15 protein-coding genes and 1 tRNA gene are annotated in these 16,527 nt (G+C 64.8%); 12 read left to right on the top strand and 4 right to left on the bottom strand.

The window, feature by feature from the left end:
* Positions 1-41: 41 nt before the first annotated feature.
* Entirely contained in the window at positions 42-692 is a 651-nt protein-coding gene (locus tag E3T31_RS16430) for an MBL fold metallo-hydrolase (RefSeq protein ID WP_134470323.1), read from the bottom strand.
* A 143-nt stretch (positions 693-835) separates the two neighbouring features.
* Between E3T31_RS16430 and E3T31_RS16425 the strand changes: the two genes are divergently transcribed.
* Positions 836-908, top strand: a tRNA-Glu gene (locus E3T31_RS16425).
* 54 nt (positions 909-962) lie between these two features.
* Here E3T31_RS16425 and E3T31_RS16420 read toward each other — a convergent pair.
* Positions 963-2,096 (bottom strand): class I SAM-dependent methyltransferase, encoded by a 1,134-nt coding sequence (locus tag E3T31_RS16420; protein WP_134470321.1) that lies wholly within the window; start codon positions 2,094-2,096, stop codon positions 963-965.
* 276 nt (positions 2,097-2,372) lie between these two features.
* On the opposite strand from E3T31_RS16420, the gene E3T31_RS16415 reads away from it, so the two are divergent.
* The 8 genes from E3T31_RS16415 to E3T31_RS16380 all read left to right on the top strand — a co-directional run bounded on the left by E3T31_RS16415 (position 2,373) and on the right by E3T31_RS16380 (position 10,884).
* Entirely contained in the window at positions 2,373-3,398 is a 1,026-nt protein-coding gene (locus tag E3T31_RS16415; RefSeq protein WP_134470319.1) for a TerC family protein, read from the top strand.
* Positions 3,399-3,433: 35 nt separating this feature from the next.
* A complete protein-coding gene (locus tag E3T31_RS16410) occupies positions 3,434-4,225 on the top strand; it encodes a PP2C family serine/threonine-protein phosphatase (protein ID WP_134470317.1) in 792 nt (263 codons plus the stop codon).
* Between the two features lie 151 nt (positions 4,226-4,376).
* Positions 4,377-5,834 carry a 3-isopropylmalate dehydratase large subunit gene (gene leuC, locus E3T31_RS16405; RefSeq protein ID WP_134470315.1) on the top strand — a complete coding sequence of 486 codons (1,458 nt, stop codon included), beginning with the start codon at positions 4,377-4,379 and terminating at the stop codon, positions 5,832-5,834.
* A 5-nt stretch (positions 5,835-5,839) separates the two neighbouring features.
* A complete protein-coding gene (leuD, locus tag E3T31_RS16400) occupies positions 5,840-6,466 on the top strand; it encodes a 3-isopropylmalate dehydratase small subunit (protein WP_134442494.1) in 627 nt (208 codons plus the stop codon).
* A gap of 161 nt (positions 6,467-6,627) precedes the next feature.
* The gene (murA, locus tag E3T31_RS16395; RefSeq protein ID WP_241978075.1) at positions 6,628-7,950 is read left to right on the top strand and encodes a UDP-N-acetylglucosamine 1-carboxyvinyltransferase; all 1,323 of its coding nucleotides are present in this window, start codon (positions 6,628-6,630) and stop codon (positions 7,948-7,950) included.
* Between the two features lie 55 nt (positions 7,951-8,005).
* Positions 8,006-8,746, top strand: coding sequence for a 1-acyl-sn-glycerol-3-phosphate acyltransferase (locus tag E3T31_RS16390; protein ID WP_241978074.1), 741 nt, complete (start codon positions 8,006-8,008; stop codon positions 8,744-8,746).
* A complete protein-coding gene (locus tag E3T31_RS16385) occupies positions 8,736-9,887 on the top strand; it encodes an NAD(P)H-dependent glycerol-3-phosphate dehydrogenase (RefSeq protein WP_241978056.1) in 1,152 nt (383 codons plus the stop codon). Before E3T31_RS16390 ends, E3T31_RS16385 begins: the two co-directional genes overlap by 11 nt.
* Entirely contained in the window at positions 9,787-10,884 is a 1,098-nt protein-coding gene (locus E3T31_RS16380) for a D-alanine--D-alanine ligase family protein (protein WP_134470313.1), read from the top strand. Before E3T31_RS16385 ends, E3T31_RS16380 begins: the two co-directional genes overlap by 101 nt.
* Positions 10,885-11,284: 400 nt before the next feature.
* Here E3T31_RS16380 and E3T31_RS16375 read toward each other — a convergent pair whose 3' ends face one another.
* Positions 11,285-11,809, bottom strand: coding sequence for a DUF3515 family protein (locus tag E3T31_RS16375; RefSeq protein WP_134470311.1), 525 nt, complete (start codon positions 11,807-11,809; stop codon positions 11,285-11,287).
* A gap of 177 nt (positions 11,810-11,986) precedes the next feature.
* Here E3T31_RS16375 and thiL point away from each other — a divergent pair, with 177 nt between their 5' ends.
* Positions 11,987-12,988 carry a thiamine-phosphate kinase gene (gene thiL, locus E3T31_RS16370; RefSeq protein WP_134470571.1) on the top strand — a complete coding sequence of 334 codons (1,002 nt, stop codon included), beginning with the start codon at positions 11,987-11,989 and terminating at the stop codon, positions 12,986-12,988.
* A 50-nt stretch (positions 12,989-13,038) separates the two neighbouring features.
* Here the strand turns inward: thiL and rsmD are convergent, their stop codons facing one another.
* The gene (gene rsmD / locus E3T31_RS16365) at positions 13,039-13,620 is read right to left on the bottom strand and encodes a 16S rRNA (guanine(966)-N(2))-methyltransferase RsmD (protein ID WP_134470309.1); all 582 of its coding nucleotides are present in this window, start codon (positions 13,618-13,620) and stop codon (positions 13,039-13,041) included.
* A gap of 80 nt (positions 13,621-13,700) precedes the next feature.
* On the opposite strand from rsmD, the gene E3T31_RS16360 reads away from it, so the two are divergent.
* Complete coding sequence (locus E3T31_RS16360) at positions 13,701-15,944, top strand: ATP-dependent DNA helicase RecG (RefSeq protein WP_134470307.1); 2,244 nt, start codon at positions 13,701-13,703, stop codon at positions 15,942-15,944.
* 64 nt (positions 15,945-16,008) lie between these two features.
* Complete coding sequence (gene coaD / locus E3T31_RS16355) at positions 16,009-16,497, top strand: pantetheine-phosphate adenylyltransferase (protein ID WP_092449249.1); 489 nt, start codon at positions 16,009-16,011, stop codon at positions 16,495-16,497.
* Positions 16,498-16,527 lie beyond the last annotated feature (30 nt).

Below are 16,527 nucleotides of genomic sequence, written 5' to 3'. Positions count from 1 at the left end.
CAGTAGCTGCAAATTGGCTGACGGGAAGTGCGCTGTCGCAGCTACAGATCGAGGCTGTCTCCCGGTTCCAGCGCGAAGAATTCGCCGCCACCCTGCTCGGTGACACCTTGGATTCGTGCGTTGGACAGGTCTTTCCCGGCCCGGGACAGCAGCATCTCGTGGGTCGTGAAGCTGCGCTTCGGCTGGACGGCCAAAACGTAGTCCATCGCTTCACTCATTTTCATCCAGGGCGCCGCGGCCGGAACGGCGAGTGTGCCGACCGTGACGCCCTCGGGAACCGTGAAGGCGTCACCGGCGTAGTAGAACTCGTCATTGACCAGCACTCCGACGTTGTCAATGACCGGAATCGACTCGTGAATGATCGCGTGCGTCGCCCCGAAGAAGCGCAGGCTGAACGGGGCGACCTCGATCTCGTCCCCGGCCTGCACCGTCGTCACCTCGAGATCGGCATTGAAGGCGGCGATCGCCCGAGCGACTCCGGCCGGCGCGAAGATGCGCAGGTCGGAGTTCATTTCGACGATCCGGCCCAGCTGTTCCGGGGTCCAATGGTCGGCGTGTTCGTGGGTGATAACGACGGCGACAGCGCCCGCCGTGCCGGTGAGCGCCGTGGTGAACGAACCGGGGTCGATGTAGAGCTTCTTGCCCGAGAGCTCGAGGATCAGGGCGGCATGCTCCAGCTTGGTCAGTTTCATGTCCCCGAGCTAACCGCGATTCGAGTCGTGGCGCAACAGCATCCGCTGTCGTGATTGCTGTTTTGCCGCTGTCGCGACGCGCCGTGTGCGCTCAGTTTGGAACTGCGCTGGTCCGTGTGGCATACTCGGTAAGTTGCAAAAACGGCCCCATCGTTTAGCGGCCTAGGACATCGCCCTCTCACGGCGGTAACGCGGGTTCGAATCCCGCTGGGGTCACAATTGCACGGTTCCCTTTTGTTGAAGGGGCCGGGCATTTCTGTTTAACCGGTGCTATTTGGTGCGAAGGCGCCAGAGCGAGGTGACCTCGCTCTGACGCACCGCGTGCAGCGGGTCGCTCGTGTCGGTCGCCCGGGAGTGCACGGCGGCCGCTTCGAGCGCACCGATCACCCGCAGGCCGGCGGTGTCGATCACGGTCATGAGGTCAGCGCGAGTGCGCAGCCCGACCAGTTCAGCGAAATCGGAGAGTACCAGCCACACCTCGCCGTTCGGCTCCAGGTGGTCGATCACGCCGGCCAGGAAGCCCCTGAGCATGCGCGAGCCGGGGTCGTAGACAGCAGCGTCGAGCAGGGAATGCGCGGTCGCCGGTATCCACGGCGGGTTGCAGACGATCAGATCGGCACGCCCCTCGGGAAACAGGTCGGTCAACTGCACCTCGATGCGCCCGGAGAGCCCCAGTCGGGACACCGTATCTTGAGCGGATGCCACGGCGCGCGGCTCGAGATCGGTCGCGATCACCCGTGGTACGCCCCGCGTCGCCAGCACCGCCGCAAGCACTCCGGTGCCGGTGCCGATGTCGAAGGCCACCCGCGGCGCGGCCAGCGGAGCCGTCGCCACGAGGTAGACGTATTCGCTGCGCACCGGAAAAAAGGTGCCGTAGTGCGGGTAGATCGAGGCGTTCAGCGCGGCGACGCGAATGCCCTTGGTGCGCCACTGGTGTGCACCGATCGTGCCGAGCACCTCGTGCAGCGACACAACGGATGCCTCCGCGATGCTCCCATAGGCCGCCACTGTGGCGGCGACCACGTCGGGAGCCCGGCGCAGTCCGATGATGTTGCCGATCTCCAGCGGGACCAGCAGCAGGCTGAGAATGCGCGCCCGGTGCGACCGGTTCTGCCGGTAGCGGTAGAACAGTTCGGCGGTGGGGCGCTGGGTTTTGTCGGGGCGGGGCCGGGTGCGGTGTTCCAGAGCGGTCAGAATCTGGCGGGCGTTCTGAAAATCGCTGGTCCAGAGCAGGGCGACACCCTGTGAGGCCAGCCGGTAGGCGGCATCCGCTGTGATGGTGTCGTCAACCGGCACGACACGTTTCGGGGCCGGGGCGCCGTTGGCCGATCGCCAGAGCGCGGAGGCCGACACTCCGTTTTCGGACCAGTCGAGATACTCGCGCGGGGGGCCAGCGGCCGTCATCGAACCCGGTCCATAGTCATAAGGTCCAACTATAGGTGGCGCCGCGGCGACCGAGGTCGAGTGCTGGGCGCGACCAGCACACTGTTAGAATTTTGCAAGCGAAGGGGAGTATCCCTCTGGGCCCGATCGGGTCCTATGTCGCGATCGTCAATACGGGCCGCACTGGCGGGGCCCCGGTCGCGGTGGTATCGATGGGCTCCCAACGGAAGCTTTCGGTGCGGGAGAGACTTTCGGGTTCTGTAACACCTGACTCCCGTCATTTCTTGAAAGGCCCCCGTGGAACTCGCTCTCCCTCTCTGGTTCGAAGCCGGATCCCTCGTCGTTCTGACCCTGATTTTGGTCGCCGACCTGCTCATCGTCTACAAGCGCCCGCACGTTCCGAGCATGCGAGAGGCCGGACTGTGGGTCGGTTTCTATGTGGGACTCGCGCTGATCTTCGCGCTCCTGATGCTGGTGCTCGGCGACGCCGAACACGCCGGCCAATTCCTGGCCGGCTGGCTTACCGAGTACAGCCTGTCGATCGACAACCTGTTCGTCTTCGTGATCATCATGGCCCGGTTCTCGGTGCCGAGAAAGTACCAGCAGGAAGTGCTGATGGTGGGCATTATCATCGCCCTCGTGCTGCGTGGAATCTTCATTCTGCTCGGTGCCCAGCTGATCGAGAGCTACGCCTGGATCTTCTACATCTTCGGCGCGTTCTTGTTCTACACCGCGGTGAAGCAGGCGTTCTCGTCGGAGGAAGAAACCGAAGAGAAAGAAAACGGCGTCATCCGTTTGCTCCGTCGCCGCATTAGCATGTCCTCGGAATTCGACGGTTCCAAGGTGCGCACGCTGATCGACGGCAAGAAGGTCTTCACCCCGATGCTGATCGTGTTCATCGCGATCGGTACGACCGACCTCATCTTCGCGCTCGACTCCATTCCGGCGATCTTCGGCATCACCCAAAGCCCGTTCATCGTCTTCACGGCCAACCTCTTCGCCCTGATGGGCCTGCGGCAGCTGTACTTTTTGCTCGGCGGACTGCTCGAACGCCTCGAATACCTCAAGTACGGTATCGCCGTCATCCTCGGCTTCATCGGCGTCAAGCTCGTGCTGCACGCGATGCACACCAACGAGGTATTCTTCATCAACGGCGGCGACCCCATGTTGTGGGCACCCGAGATCGACACCTGGACTTCGCTCGGCGTGATCATCGGTAGCATGGCCGTGGCAACGATTGCGAGCCTGATCAAGGCCCGTCACGATGCCCTCCAGCGTGGGCACACGCTCGCCGAAGAGATTTCGGTCAACGCTGGGGAATGATTGAACGAGGCCAGGTGGCGGCGAACGGGGGATTCATGACTCTGAATCAACAGAGCACCATCGAATTTTCCAGCAGCACCGCCCGTCTCGTGTTCAGCGTGCGCAGCGAGGTGGGCAACGTACGCAAGGTCAATGAGGACAGCGTTCTCGCGCAGTCTCCGGTCTTTCTGGTGGCCGACGGCATGGGCGGACACGCCCAGGGTGACGTCGCCAGTCAGACCGTGCTGGGCGTGTTTGACGAGCACATCGCCCGCGACCTGCCGTCCACCCCGGAGCGCATTCTGGATGCCATCCACTCGTCGAACGATGCCGTGCGTGATCTCAGCGCTGACGGCGACTCGGGCACCGCTGTGTCGGGAACGACCCTGGCCGGGATCGCGCTGGTCGATGCCGGCGACGAGGTCGGTTATCACTGGATGGCCTTCAACGTCGGGGATTCCCGGGTTTACACCTGGTCCGATGGCGTTCTGACCCAGTTGTCGATCGACCACTCCGCCGTGCAGGAGATGGTCGATGCCGGCCTGATTTCTCGAGCGGATGCCGAGAAGCACCCGGAACGCAATGTCATCACTCGGGCCATCGGCGCCGACGAATTCGTCGACGCGGATGTCTGGCTGCTGCCCGCTTCGGGGGAGCAGGCGTTCCTGATCTGCTCCGACGGGCTGACCAAGGAACTCGACGACGTGACGATTGCGCGGTTGCTGGCCACGGACATCCACTCGGCTGTTGACGGGCGCAGCATGGCCGACATTCTCGTCGATGCTGCGATCGAACACGGTGGACGTGACAACGTGAGCGTCATCTACGTGGAGTCGACGGTCAGCTGAGCAGCGCGAACCGGGCCGCTGGGGGAGGTGTTACCCTGAATCCGTGGTGCTGAACCGACTTCTTATCTGCCGCGACGAGTCCCTGTACTGAGGCCTCCCTCGTCGCGGCGTTCGGCGTGGCTGCCATCGATTCGTGAGGAAGACGCTCAAAATGACCAACGTAATACCCACTTCGACTATTAGTTCCGACGTCGGCCTGCGCACGCTCGCTGAGAAGGTCTGGGACAAGCACCTCGTCACCAAGGGTGAAGACGGAACCCCCGACCTGATCTACATCGACCTGCACCTGCTGCACGAGGTGACCAGCCCGCAGGCCTTCGACGGACTGCGCCTGGCCAACCGGCCGCTGCGCCGGCCGGATCTGACCATCGCGACCGAAGACCACAACACGCCGACGCTCGCGATCGACAAGCCCATCGTCGACCCGACCAGCCGCACCCAGATCGAGACGCTGCGCCGCAACTGCGCCGAATACGGGGTACGGCTGCACTCGCTCGGTGACATCGAGCAGGGCATCGTGCACGTCGTCGGCCCGCAGCTCGGCCTGACCCAGCCCGGCATCACCGTGGTCTGCGGCGATTCGCACACCTCCACCCACGGAGCCTTTGGAGCGATGGCGCTCGGCATCGGCACGAGCGAGGTCGAGCACGTCATGGCGACCCAGACGCTGCCGCTGAACCCGTTCAAGACCATGGCGATCACCGTCAACGGCGCACTGCGTACCGGGGTCACCGCGAAAGACATCATCCTCGCCGTGATCGCCAGGATCGGCACCGGCGGCGGAGCCGGCTACGTGCTCGAATACCGTGGCGAGGCCATTCGCGCTCTCTCCATGGATGGCCGCATGACCATCTGTAACATGTCGATCGAGGCCGGCGCCCGCGCCGGCATGGTCGCGCCAGACCAGGTCACCTATGACTACCTCAAGGGTCGCGCCCACGCACCGCGCGGCGCCGACTGGGACGCGGCCGTCGCGTACTGGCAGACCCTGGCCACCGACGAGGGTGCCAGCTTCGACGCCGAGGTCATCATCGACGCCAACGAGCTCGAACCCTTCGTGACCTGGGGCACCAACCCCGGCCAGGGCGTCTCGCTGAGCGGATCGGTGCCGAACCCCGCCGAAATCGTCGACGCCAATGAGCGCTCGGCGGCCGAGCGGGCCCTGGAATACATGGACCTGACGGCCGGAACGCTGATGAAGCAGATTCGGGTCGATACCGTCTTCCTCGGCTCCTGCACCAACAGCCGGATCGAAGACCTGCGGGCCGCCGCCGAGATCATCAAGGGCAAGACCAAGGCGGAGGGACTGCGCATGATGGTCGTTCCTGGCTCGGCCCGGGTACGCATCGAGGCCGAAGCCGAGGGGCTCGACCAGATCTTCCTCGATTTCGGCGCCGAATGGCGTTTCGCTGGCTGCTCGATGTGCCTCGGCATGAACCCCGATCAGCTCGAACCTGGCGAACGCTGCGCGTCGACCAGTAACCGCAACTTTGAAGGACGACAGGGCAAGGGCGGGCGTACCCACCTGGTGTCGCCGCTCGTCGCGGCCGCCACGGCCATTCGCGGCACGCTCTCAAGCCCGTGGGACCTCGTTCAGGATGGAGACTAAGTAACATGCAGAAATTCACCACCGTCACCGGCATCGCGGTGCCGCTGCGCCGATCCAACGTGGACACTGACCAGATCATCCCGGCCGTGCACCTCAAGCGTGTCACGCGCACCGGCTTCGAAGACGCCCTGTTTGCAGCCTGGCGCCTCGACCCCGAATTCGTGATCAATAAGAAGGAGTACCAGGGCGGTCGGATACTCATCGCCGGCGCCGACTTCGGCATCGGTTCCTCGCGGGAGCACGCCGTCTGGGCGCTGCGCGATTACGGCTTCGACGTAGTGCTCAGCCCCCGCTTCGGCGACATCTTTCGCGGCAACTCGGGCAAGCAGGGCTTGCTCGCCGGTCAGATCAGCGAAGCGGATGCTGAAACCCTGTGGAACCTGGTCGAGTGCGATCCGGGCGTGGAGTTGACCGTGGATCTGGTCAGTAAAACCGCGCGTGTCGGCGATCTGACGGTGAATTTTGAAATCGATGATTACACTAGATGGCGGCTGCTCGAAGGTCTGGATGACATCGGGCTGACCCTGCGTGACGAAGCGCGAATCAGTGAATTTGAAACCAAACGCGAATCCTGGTTGCCCCGCACCCTTCCCGCCCTTTCCCCCGAATCTTCCAGAATTAATTTGATGTAATTTGCATTTGCACTAATTTGCACCAGGACAGGTAACTTGTGAGCACTCTGCGCGAAACAGATCGTAGCGAAACCGACGAGGCGAAGAAGTTGAACGACGCTCGAAACCACGACGACGCGAATGAGCGGGGGAGCGCTGCAAACCACGGAGCATCTGTCGGCCTGACCGCTGACAAGATCACCATTCGAGGGGGAATTCCCCTGGTCGGCCGCATCGAGGTGAAGGGGGCGAAGAACCTCGTCACCAAGGCCATGGTCGCCGCCCTCCTCGGTGAGACCCCGAGCGTGCTCAAGGACGTTCCGAATATCAGCGATGTTCGGATCGTTCGCGGGCTGCTCGAGGTGCACGGCGTCAAGGTCACCGAGGGCGACGAACCCGGAACCCTGGTCCTCGACCCGGTTGACGTGGAGAGCGCGCACTTCGCCGCGATCGACGCCCATGCCGGTTCCTCGCGCATCCCGATCCTGTTCTGCGGCCCGCTGCTGCATCGCCTCGGCGAAGCGTTCATCCCCGATCTCGGCGGCTGTCGCATCGGCGACCGCCCGATCGACTTTCACCTCGAGGTGCTGCGTAAGTTCGGTGCCGTCGTCGAGAAGCAGCCCAACGGCATCCGCATGTCGGCGCCGAACGGACTCAAGGGCGCCAAGCTCGAACTGCCCTACCCGAGCGTCGGAGCCACCGAGCAGGTGCTGCTCACCGCGGTGCGGGCCGACGGCATCACCGAGCTCAAGGGCGCGGCGATCGAGCCCGAGATCATGGATCTCATCAACATTCTGCAGAAGATGGGCGCCATCATCACGGTCGACACCGACCGGGTGATTCGCATCGAGGGCGTCGAACGCCTGCTCGGCTACAACCACCGCGCGCTGTTCGACCGCAACGAGGCCGCCAGTTGGGCTGCAGCGGCCCTCGCCACCGACGGAGACATCTTCGTCGGCGGCGCCCGCCAGCCCGAAATGATCACTTTCCTCAACGTGTTCCGCAAGGTCGGCGGCGCTTTCGATATCTGTGACGACGGTATCCGTTTCTATCACCCGGGCGGCGATTTGAAGCCCGTCATTATTGAAACGGATGTCCACCCCGGCTTTATGACGGACTGGCAGCAGCCGCTTGTCATCGCGCTGACCAAGGCTCACGGCACGTCGATCGTGCATGAAACCGTGTACGAGCAGCGCTTCGGCTTCGTTGACGCCCTCGTCGAAATGGGCGCGACCATTCAGATTCACAAGGAATGCCTCGGCGGTCATCCGTGCCGGTTCGGTCAGCGCAATTTCAACCATTCCGCCGTCATCACCGGCCCGACCAAGCTGTACGGCGCCGATATCGTCGTACCCGACCTGCGCGGCGGCTTCAGCCACCTGATCGCGGCGCTCTCGGCCGACGGCACGTCCACGGTCAGCAACGTGGGAATCATCAGCCGAGGTTACGAAAACTTCATCGGCAAGCTGCGGCTTTTGGGGGCGGACTTCGATCTCGAAGGATAATAGGCGCGTGCCTGAAAATAACGACGTGCCCGCAATTCCCGAGTCGACTACCAAAATTCGTTCGGAGAAGAGCCGCCCTTCGGCATTCTGGATTCTCGCCGGGTTGATTCTGCCGGTGATGAACCTCGCCGCCCGCTACGAGATTATCGACGCCCACAAGTTTCCGCGGAGCGGCGCGTTCGTGTTCTCGCCGAACCACTACAGCGAGATCGATCCCGTGGTCATGGGGGTCGTGGCCTGGAAGCTGGGGCGGTTGCCTCGGTTTCTGGCGAAGGCATCCGTTTTCAAGATCCCGGTCATCGGCTGGGTGCTGACCAAGTCGGGGCAGATTCCGGTGCAGCGCGGGGGATCGGTGCGCGGGAGTGAGCCGGTCAAAGCCGCCCAGCGTCTGGTCGATAAGGGCCAGATCGTCGTGGTGTACCCGGAAGGGTCACTCACCCGTGACCCCGACCTGTGGCCGATGCGCGGCAAGACCGGCGCCGTGCGCATCGCGCTGGAACAGGGGATTCCGATCGTGCCGGCCGCGCACTGGGGCACGCAGCACCTGATGGAACGGTATTCCAAGAAGGTGCACCTGTTTCCGCGTAAGACCATCACAGTGAAGATCGGCGACCCGATCGACCTCGCGCAGTTTCGGGGACGCAGCCTCGACACGGCGACGCTCAACGAGGCGACCGCCGTCGTGATGCTCGCCATCACTGCGTTGCTGGAAGACTTGCGCGGCGAGAAAGCCCCGGTCAAACGATGGAATCCGTCGGAGCACAACCAGAAAGAGACCGGTCGTTTTGAAGCCTAGAACCCCCCAGCTGCCGAAGATTCAACCAGGCACCCGGGTGGCCGTGCTCGGCGCGGGCAGTTGGGGAACGACCTTCGCCAAAATTCTGACGGATAGCGGTGCCGATGTCGTTCTGTGGGCTCGCCGCCCCGAGTTGGCCCGGGAAATCTCCGAAGCGCGCCGCAACAGCGACTACCTGCCCGGGGTGAACCTGCCCGTCGGGCTGCGCGCCACGAGCCGTCTCGAGCTGGCGCTGGCCGGGGCCGAAATGGTGTTCGTCTCGGTGCCCAGCCAGTCGCTGCGCGAAAACCTGAAACAGGTCGAACCGTATTTGGCCGAGAACGCGATCATCATCTCGCTGATGAAGGGTGTCGAACGCGCAACCGGCATGCGCATGAGTTCGGTGATCGAAGAGGTGCTCCGCATCGACCCCGACCGCATCGCGGCGATCAGTGGTCCCAACCTCGCGCTGGAAATCGCCAAGGAACAGCCGACCGGCGCTGTCGTCTCCTCGGCGAGCCTGGAAACGGCGCAGGCCGTGGCCAAACTGGCGACCAACCGCTACTTCCGCTCCTACGTCAACACCGACGTCATCGGCACCGAGTTCGGCGGCGTGCTGAAAAACCTCATCGCGGTCGCCATCGGCATCGTTGACGGCGTCGGCTACGGCGAGAACACCAAGGCCTCGATCATCACGCGTGGTCTGGTCGAAATGACCGACTTCGCGGTCGCCTACGGCGCTCAGCCCGAGACTCTGGCCGGACTGGCCGGCCTCGGTGACCTCATAGCCACCTGCCAGTCGCCGCTGTCGCGCAACAACACAGCGGGCCGGCTGCTCGGCCAGGGATACAGCATTAACGACGTCGTCAAGCAGATGCAGCAGACCACCGAAGGCCTCGCCTCGGTCAAGCCGATTCTGGAACTCGCACGCGCCAAGGGCGTCGAGATGCCCATCGTCGAACAGGTACGTCAGGTACTCGACGGCACGCTCAATCCCCGCGACATTGCGCCGCACCTCACAACTGACTCCGGCGAACCGCAGGGCGAAAGGACACTTGACGATGGACAAGCTCACGGTGGTGCTTCTCTTTGGGGGGCGTTCCAGCGAACACTCGATCAGCTGCGCCACGGCGGGCGGGGTGCTGGCAGCCCTCGACCCTGATGCGTACACGGTCATCCCGGTCGGAATCACCCGGGACGGTGCCTTTGTGCTCGAAGAAAACGACCCCGCCAAGTTTGCCCTCAACGCCTCAGCGCTGCCGGTCGTTGCGGACAACGGCACCCGCGTGCGGTGGCCGGAGAGCGCGTCCAGCCGGGAATTGACTGTCGTCGACGCGTCCGGTGAGCGAACGCTTGGCCCGGTCGACCTTATATTCCCGATTTTGCATGGACCGTTCGGTGAGGACGGCACCATCCAGGGCCTGCTCGATCTGCTCGGCCTGCCCTACGTCGGGTCGGGAGTTCTTGCATCCGCTTTGGGCATGGACAAACACTTCGCCAAGACCGTTTTTCAACAGGCTGCCCTGCCCGTTGCGCCGTGGCGCACCATCACAGCGGATGACTGGGTAACGGCTCCCGGTTTGGCCTATGCGGCCCTGGAACAGCTCGGCCTGCCCGCGTTTGTGAAGCCGGCGCGGGCCGGCTCGAGCGTCGGCGTCAGCCGGGTGTCGACCCCGGACCAACTGGCCGAGGCCATGACGGTCGGGCTCGCCGAAGACAACAAGGTGCTGATTGAATCCGGGCTGGTCGGTCGGGAGCTCGAGATTGCGGTACTGCAGGGGCGCCCGGGGGAGCCGACGCGCGCCTCCACGGCCGGTGAGGTCGTGGTGACCGGCCGGGACTTCTACGATTTCGCCGCGAAGTATCTCGACGCGCCCGGCGTCGACCTGGTCTGCCCGGCGCCGCTGGCACCCGAGGAACTGGCCGAGGTGCAGCGGCTGGCCATTGCCGCGTTCGAGGCGATCGGCGGCGCCGGCCTGGCCCGCGTGGACTTCTTTCTCACCGCGACCGGCTGGGTGATCAACGAGATCAACACCATGCCCGGGTTCACGAGCATCTCGATGTTCCCGAGCTGCTGGCTGGCCAGCGGCTACACCTATCCCAAGCTGATCGACGAACTCATCGCTGTGGCCATAGCCCACGCCCGCCACGGCTCCTGACCTGCCGAGTCCGTCGGCATCCGTCGTATTAGGCTGCCTGCGCGGGAGGTACGCCAGTGCGCGGGAGTTGTGGCCTGGCCAGAACTCCCGCGCAGTTCGCCGCGCGGGAACTGCGCCAGTACGCGGGAGTTGGGCGTCCCGCGCAGCGGCGCAACTCCCGCGCAGCGCGAAGTGGAGGCAACCAACCCGCCGCCGCGCTCGGAGCAGAGCCATCCAGACGTCGTATTTAGCCGCTTTGCACTTAAGCTGGCCATCGACCAGCGCGACGCGGTCTGCGAAACGGGCCATCTCCGTTGGTCGAAATCTCGACAGGCTCGATCCAAGGCTTGCATACGAGACCACCATCGACCAGCGCGACCCGGTCTGCGGTACGCGGCTTCGCGAGACCTCCGCTCAGAGGCTAGGGTGCGCTCGTGGCTCCATCCGTCGGGAGATTCAAATCTTCCGCGCCGACACAGGCGCCGGTCGCGGGAACATACCCGACCGCGTTGGACACGTCGATGAGCGTCGTCGACCCGCTCACCCGTTCAGAGTCGATCACGATTTCGATGGCCGGATCGCGACCATACGTCGTGTAGCGGTAGGTCGGGGCGTCGGAGTCGTCTTCGATCCAATCGATGCCGTTGATGTTCAGGCACGGCAGCGTCGTGGGTTCCGGCACCGTAACGCCACAGTGCAGCAGCACCGCGGCCGGGTCACCCCAGGCGCCGGTCCCCTGCGCGTTCGTTTCGCGGGCCGCCTCATCGGCGACGCTGGATGGCAGGTGCACGATGACGTCGGCACAGGCCACGTTGGTGGCGTCAGGGGCCGGCGTCAACGGCACGACAGTGGCGCAACCGGCCAGCAGCAGCGAGCTCGCGAGCACGCTGAAGACGGCGACGGAACGTACGGGAGCTGAGCGCAGGAGCAGGAATGGGTGAGACATCGCATTAAGGCTACCGTTTCTTACATGACGACTTCTGCGGATGCCCCGCGTCCAGCCCCTGCGACGCCATCCCGACTGGCCTCGGCAGCGCCAGTTTCAGCATCGCAAGCGCCCAAAATTTCCGTGTCGGAGTCGGCTGCGTCTGCAGCGGTCAACCCGTCGCGTGGGCCCGAGCCGATGGCATCCGCTTCGGAAACGCTCGCCGATCTCAGCGAAGGCGCCGTGCTCGCACGAATCTTTCCCCGGCTGCCGACCGCGGCAGCCGAACTGCTCGGCCCCGGCGACGACGCGGCGGTCATCTCGGCGCCCGACGGACGATTCGTCGTCACCACCGACATGATGATTCAGGGTCCCGACTTTCGCCTGGCCTGGTCGACACCGCACGACCTCGGTTGGAAAGCTGCAGCGACCAATCTCTCCGATGTTGCCGCCATGGGCGCTCGCCCGACCGCCCTGGTCGTTGCGATCGCGGCTCCGCCATCAACACCGGTGTCGGTGCTCGAGGGCATCGCTGACGGGCTGCGAGACTGCTGCGAGGCGCTCGCCCCCGGCTGCGGGGTGGTCGGTGGCGACCTGTCGGCGTCCGACGCGCTGACCCTCGCTGTGACGGCGTTCGGCGACCTCGAAGGGCGCGCGCCCGTCGTACGCTCGGGCGCGCGCCCCGGCGACACCGTGGCGCTCTCCGGGCGGCTCGGCGACGCCGGCGTTGGCCTCGAGCTGCTGTTTCGCCTCGGCGTCGACGACGACGGAGTGCCCAACCTCGCTCGCGCCAATGCGCTCAAGCTCACGCACCCGGCCGAGGTCGCCGCCCAGCTGACTCCCGTGCCGCCCATTGCGAGCGGTCCGATAGCTGCCGTGGCTGGCGCCACCGCCATGCTCGATGTCTCTGACGGCCTCGCCATCGACGCCGGACGCATCGCCCGGGCCAGTGGTGTGACCATCAACTTCGCTTCCGCCTGCCTCGGCGATCGCATCGAGGTCGCGCTCGGCGGCGGCGAAGACCACGGATTGCTGGCCACCTTCGGGCCAGACACGGCACTGCCGCGCGGTTTTCGCCGCCTCGGAATCGTCACCGCGGCTTCCGTTGCACTCCCGGCCGGCTCGATCACCGTCGACGGGGCGCCGCACGACCAGGGTGGCTGGGACCCTTATCGCGGCTGGGACGGTTCCGCCGGCTAGAGCGACTGTGACGGTGCCCGGTACGAGAATCGTGCTGGCCGTCGCTCGAACTACGGCGCAGGCTGCTCGACGGGCGACGCGTACCAGACGGTCGTATCGCCATAGTCCTTGCGGCGTTCAAGCTCGAGTCCCGTACCCCACTCCGGCTCGGGCGAGCGTGAGCTGCGCTCGAGTACCACGAGCGCGTCGTCGGCCAACAACGGGGCGAGCGCGTTCAAATTGTGGCCCAGCTCAACCTCACTGAGGTCATACGGAGGGTCGATGAACACGACGTCGAAGCCCTCTTTCGTAGCGGCCAAGAACGACTGGACCGCCTGCGAGGAGACCGCAATCTTCAGGTCGGCGCCCTTCGGTGCAGACCGCTGTACGGCCTCGCCGTTCTTGCGACACATGGCCGCCGCGCCGTAGCTGTTCTCGACCAGCGTCACTACTCGCGCTCCGCGACTGGCAGCCTCGAGGCCCAGGGCGCCCGACCCAGCGTACAAATCCAGCACACGCATGCCGTAGACGGCGTCCCGCGAGTCGAGGGCCGAGAAAATAGCTTCCCGTACGCGATCACTCGTGGGCCGCGTGCCCGACTTGGGAACGGCCAGGGTCAAAGAGCCGGCAAACCCGGAAATAATTCGCGTCATAACCCTCCCGAGCCTAGCCGCAGCCGTTCCCGTGTGGCCGCACACGACGCAATGTCGGAGGCCCGGTTTACCATGGAACCATGACCGGTTCGAGTGCTGCCCATGGCCCCGAATTCGATGGTGCTTCTCTGCCGACGCCCGAGCTCAAACCGCTCACCCTCGACACCACCCTCAAGATCGCCCTCGGCCCGGCCAGGGCAACCGCGCTGCGCAAGGCCTTCGCCATGGAGACCGTCGGTGACCTGCTGAGCCATTACCCGCGCGACTACGCCGACCGCGAGGTACTCCGGCCTCTGAATCAGGTCACGCCCGGAGCTAACATCACCGTCATCGCCGATATCGTTTCGGTGCGAGAACGTCGCATGTCGTCGAAGCCGGGCACAATCGTTGAGGTGGTAATTTCTGACGGCGGGGGCGAGTTCACCCTCACGTTTTTCGGTAAGAAGAGCCAACAGTGGCGGCTTGACCAATTGCGTCCCGGTCTGCGTGGCAGTTTCTCGGGCAAGGTGGGTAGGCATCAGGGCCAGAGCCAGCTGGCGAACCCGGCGTACAAGACCTTTGAGAGTGAAGAAGAAGAGGCCCGCGACGATCCGTCCGTTCGGCTGAGGCACAAGCCGCTCATTCCGATCTACGCGGCAACGGCCTCGGAGACCAGCTGGAGTCTACAGACCATGATCGACCTTGTCCTGCGGCGCATGGACACTTTGCCCGACCCTGTTCCCGACGATCTGCGGGCCGAACACGGCCTGCTGACCCACACCGAGGCCATCCGCTGGATCCATAGCCCCGACAATCCGGCCGAATGGATGGCCGCCCAAAACACCCTTCGGTTCACCGAGGCCTGGGTGCTGCAGTGCGCCCTGATGCAGCGGCACAGCCTGGCCAGGGAGCGTCGCACCCGTCCGCGGGTACCAACGCCCGGCGGGTACCTCGAACGTTTTGACGCCGCGCTGCCGTTCGTGCTCACGGTCGACCAAGAGATCTGCGCGGTCGAGATCGCAGGCGACATGTCCCAGTCCGGCCCGATGAACCGCCTGCTGCAGGGCGAGGTCGGTTCGGGCAAGACCGTGGTCGCGCTTCGGGCAATGCTCGCCGTGGCCGACAGCGGTGGCCAAACGGCTCTGTTGGCCCCGACCGAGGTGCTGGCCGGGCAGCATCTGCGGTCGATTACGACCCTGCTCGGCCCCGATCTCGCGGCCGAACTCATGCCGACCCTGCTCACCGGCAAACTTCCAGTCGCGCAGAAGCGCAAGGCCCTGTTGCGCACAGTGTCCGGCCAGTCCCGCATCGTGATCGGCACCCACGCGCTGCTCAGCGACACCGTGACGTTTTTCGACCTTGGGCTGATCGTGATCGACGAACAGCACCGCTTCGGCGTCGAGCAGCGGGAAACCCTGCGGCTGAAGGGCGCCGAGCCACCGCACGTTCTCGTCATGACGGCCACCCCGATTCCCCGCACCATTGCCATGACGGTGTTCGGCGACCTCGACGTGAGCACCATCCGCATTTTGCCGGCCGGGCGCCAGGGCATCACGAGCATCGTCGTGCCCCTGTCCGATCACCCAGACTGGTTCCAGCGCATCTGGACCAAGCTCGCCGAAGAGCTCGCTCTCGGGCGACAGGGATTCGTGGTCTGCCCGGCAATTTCGCCCGCCGAGGTTGAAGAAGACGCCGAACTGGCACCCGCGTCTGAGGACGATAGAAAGACTCCGCTCGCCAACGTTGAGACCGTGCACGAGAGGCTGCGTGGATTTGCGCCTCTGGCCGGGTACCGCATCGAGGCCCTGCACGGGCGCATGACGAGCGAGGAGAAGGATCGCATCATGCAATCCTTCGCCGCCGGTGAGATCGACGTTCTCGTCGCGACGACCGTCATCGAGGTGGGCGTTGACGTGCCCAACGCTTCGGCCATGGTCGTGCTCGACGCTGAACGCTTCGGCGTCTCCCAACTGCACCAGCTGCGCGGTCGGGTCGGACGTGGCGGCGTGCCCGGGCTGTGCCTGTTGGTCACCAACTCCCGCACCGGCTCGCCCTCCCGCCAGCGCATCGGTGATGTCGCCGCGACCCTCGACGGTTTTCGGCTCGCCGAACTCGACCTGGCGCTCCGCCGGGAAGGTAATGTGCTCGGCGATATGCAATCCGGCGAGGGAACGTCCCTGCGTTTTCTTCGGGTGGCTGAGGACGGCGACCTGATTGCCGAGGCGCGACAAGCCGCCTTCCATCTCGTTTCGGGGGATCCGGGCATCCGCACCAACCCGGCCCTGCGCGAGGCGATTGCCCGTCGACTGAACGAATCCGAGCGCACCTGGCTCGTGAAAGGCTGAATATGCCCACTAGAAGCGCACGACCAGGCAGCGCACCGTCAGTCTCTGGCAGTAGGGTGTGAGCATGCGCAGGATCGCCGTTGTCCCTGGATCATTTGACCCCGTCACACTGGGCCACTTGGACGTGATCAATCGCGCGGCCGGCCTGTTCGACGAGCTTCATGTGCTTGTGGTGCACAACCCCGACAAATCGGCCCTGTTGCCGATCAGTCAGCGCGTGTCGCTGCTGGAACAGGCCATCAAAGAAGCGGGACTCCCCACCAACATCGTGGTCGCCAGCTGGAGTATGGGCCTGCTCGTCGACTACTGCATGGATGTCGGTGCCAGCGTGCTGGTGAAAGGCATCCGCTCTCAGGTGGATGTGGCTTATGAGACGCCGATGGCGATTGTCAATCGCAACCTGGCCGCCGTGGAGACGGTCTTCCTCTTGCCGGATCCGGCCAACGCCCACGTCTCCAGCTCGCTGGTCCGTCAGGTGGCCGGCCTCGGCGGCGACGTCTCGCCGTATGTGCCGCGGGCCGTGGCGCAGTATCTGGAGCGGTCGCGGGTATGAACCGCCAGCCGGCTCGCTCCTCTGAGGACT

Origin of the sequence: Cryobacterium sp. TMS1-13-1 (assembly GCF_004403125.1) — a bacterium.
GTDB lineage: Bacteria > Actinomycetota > Actinomycetes > Actinomycetales > Microbacteriaceae > Cryobacterium > Cryobacterium levicorallinum.
Note: the sequence above shows the minus strand (reverse complement) of the source record. Positions and strands in the feature narration are given on the sequence as shown.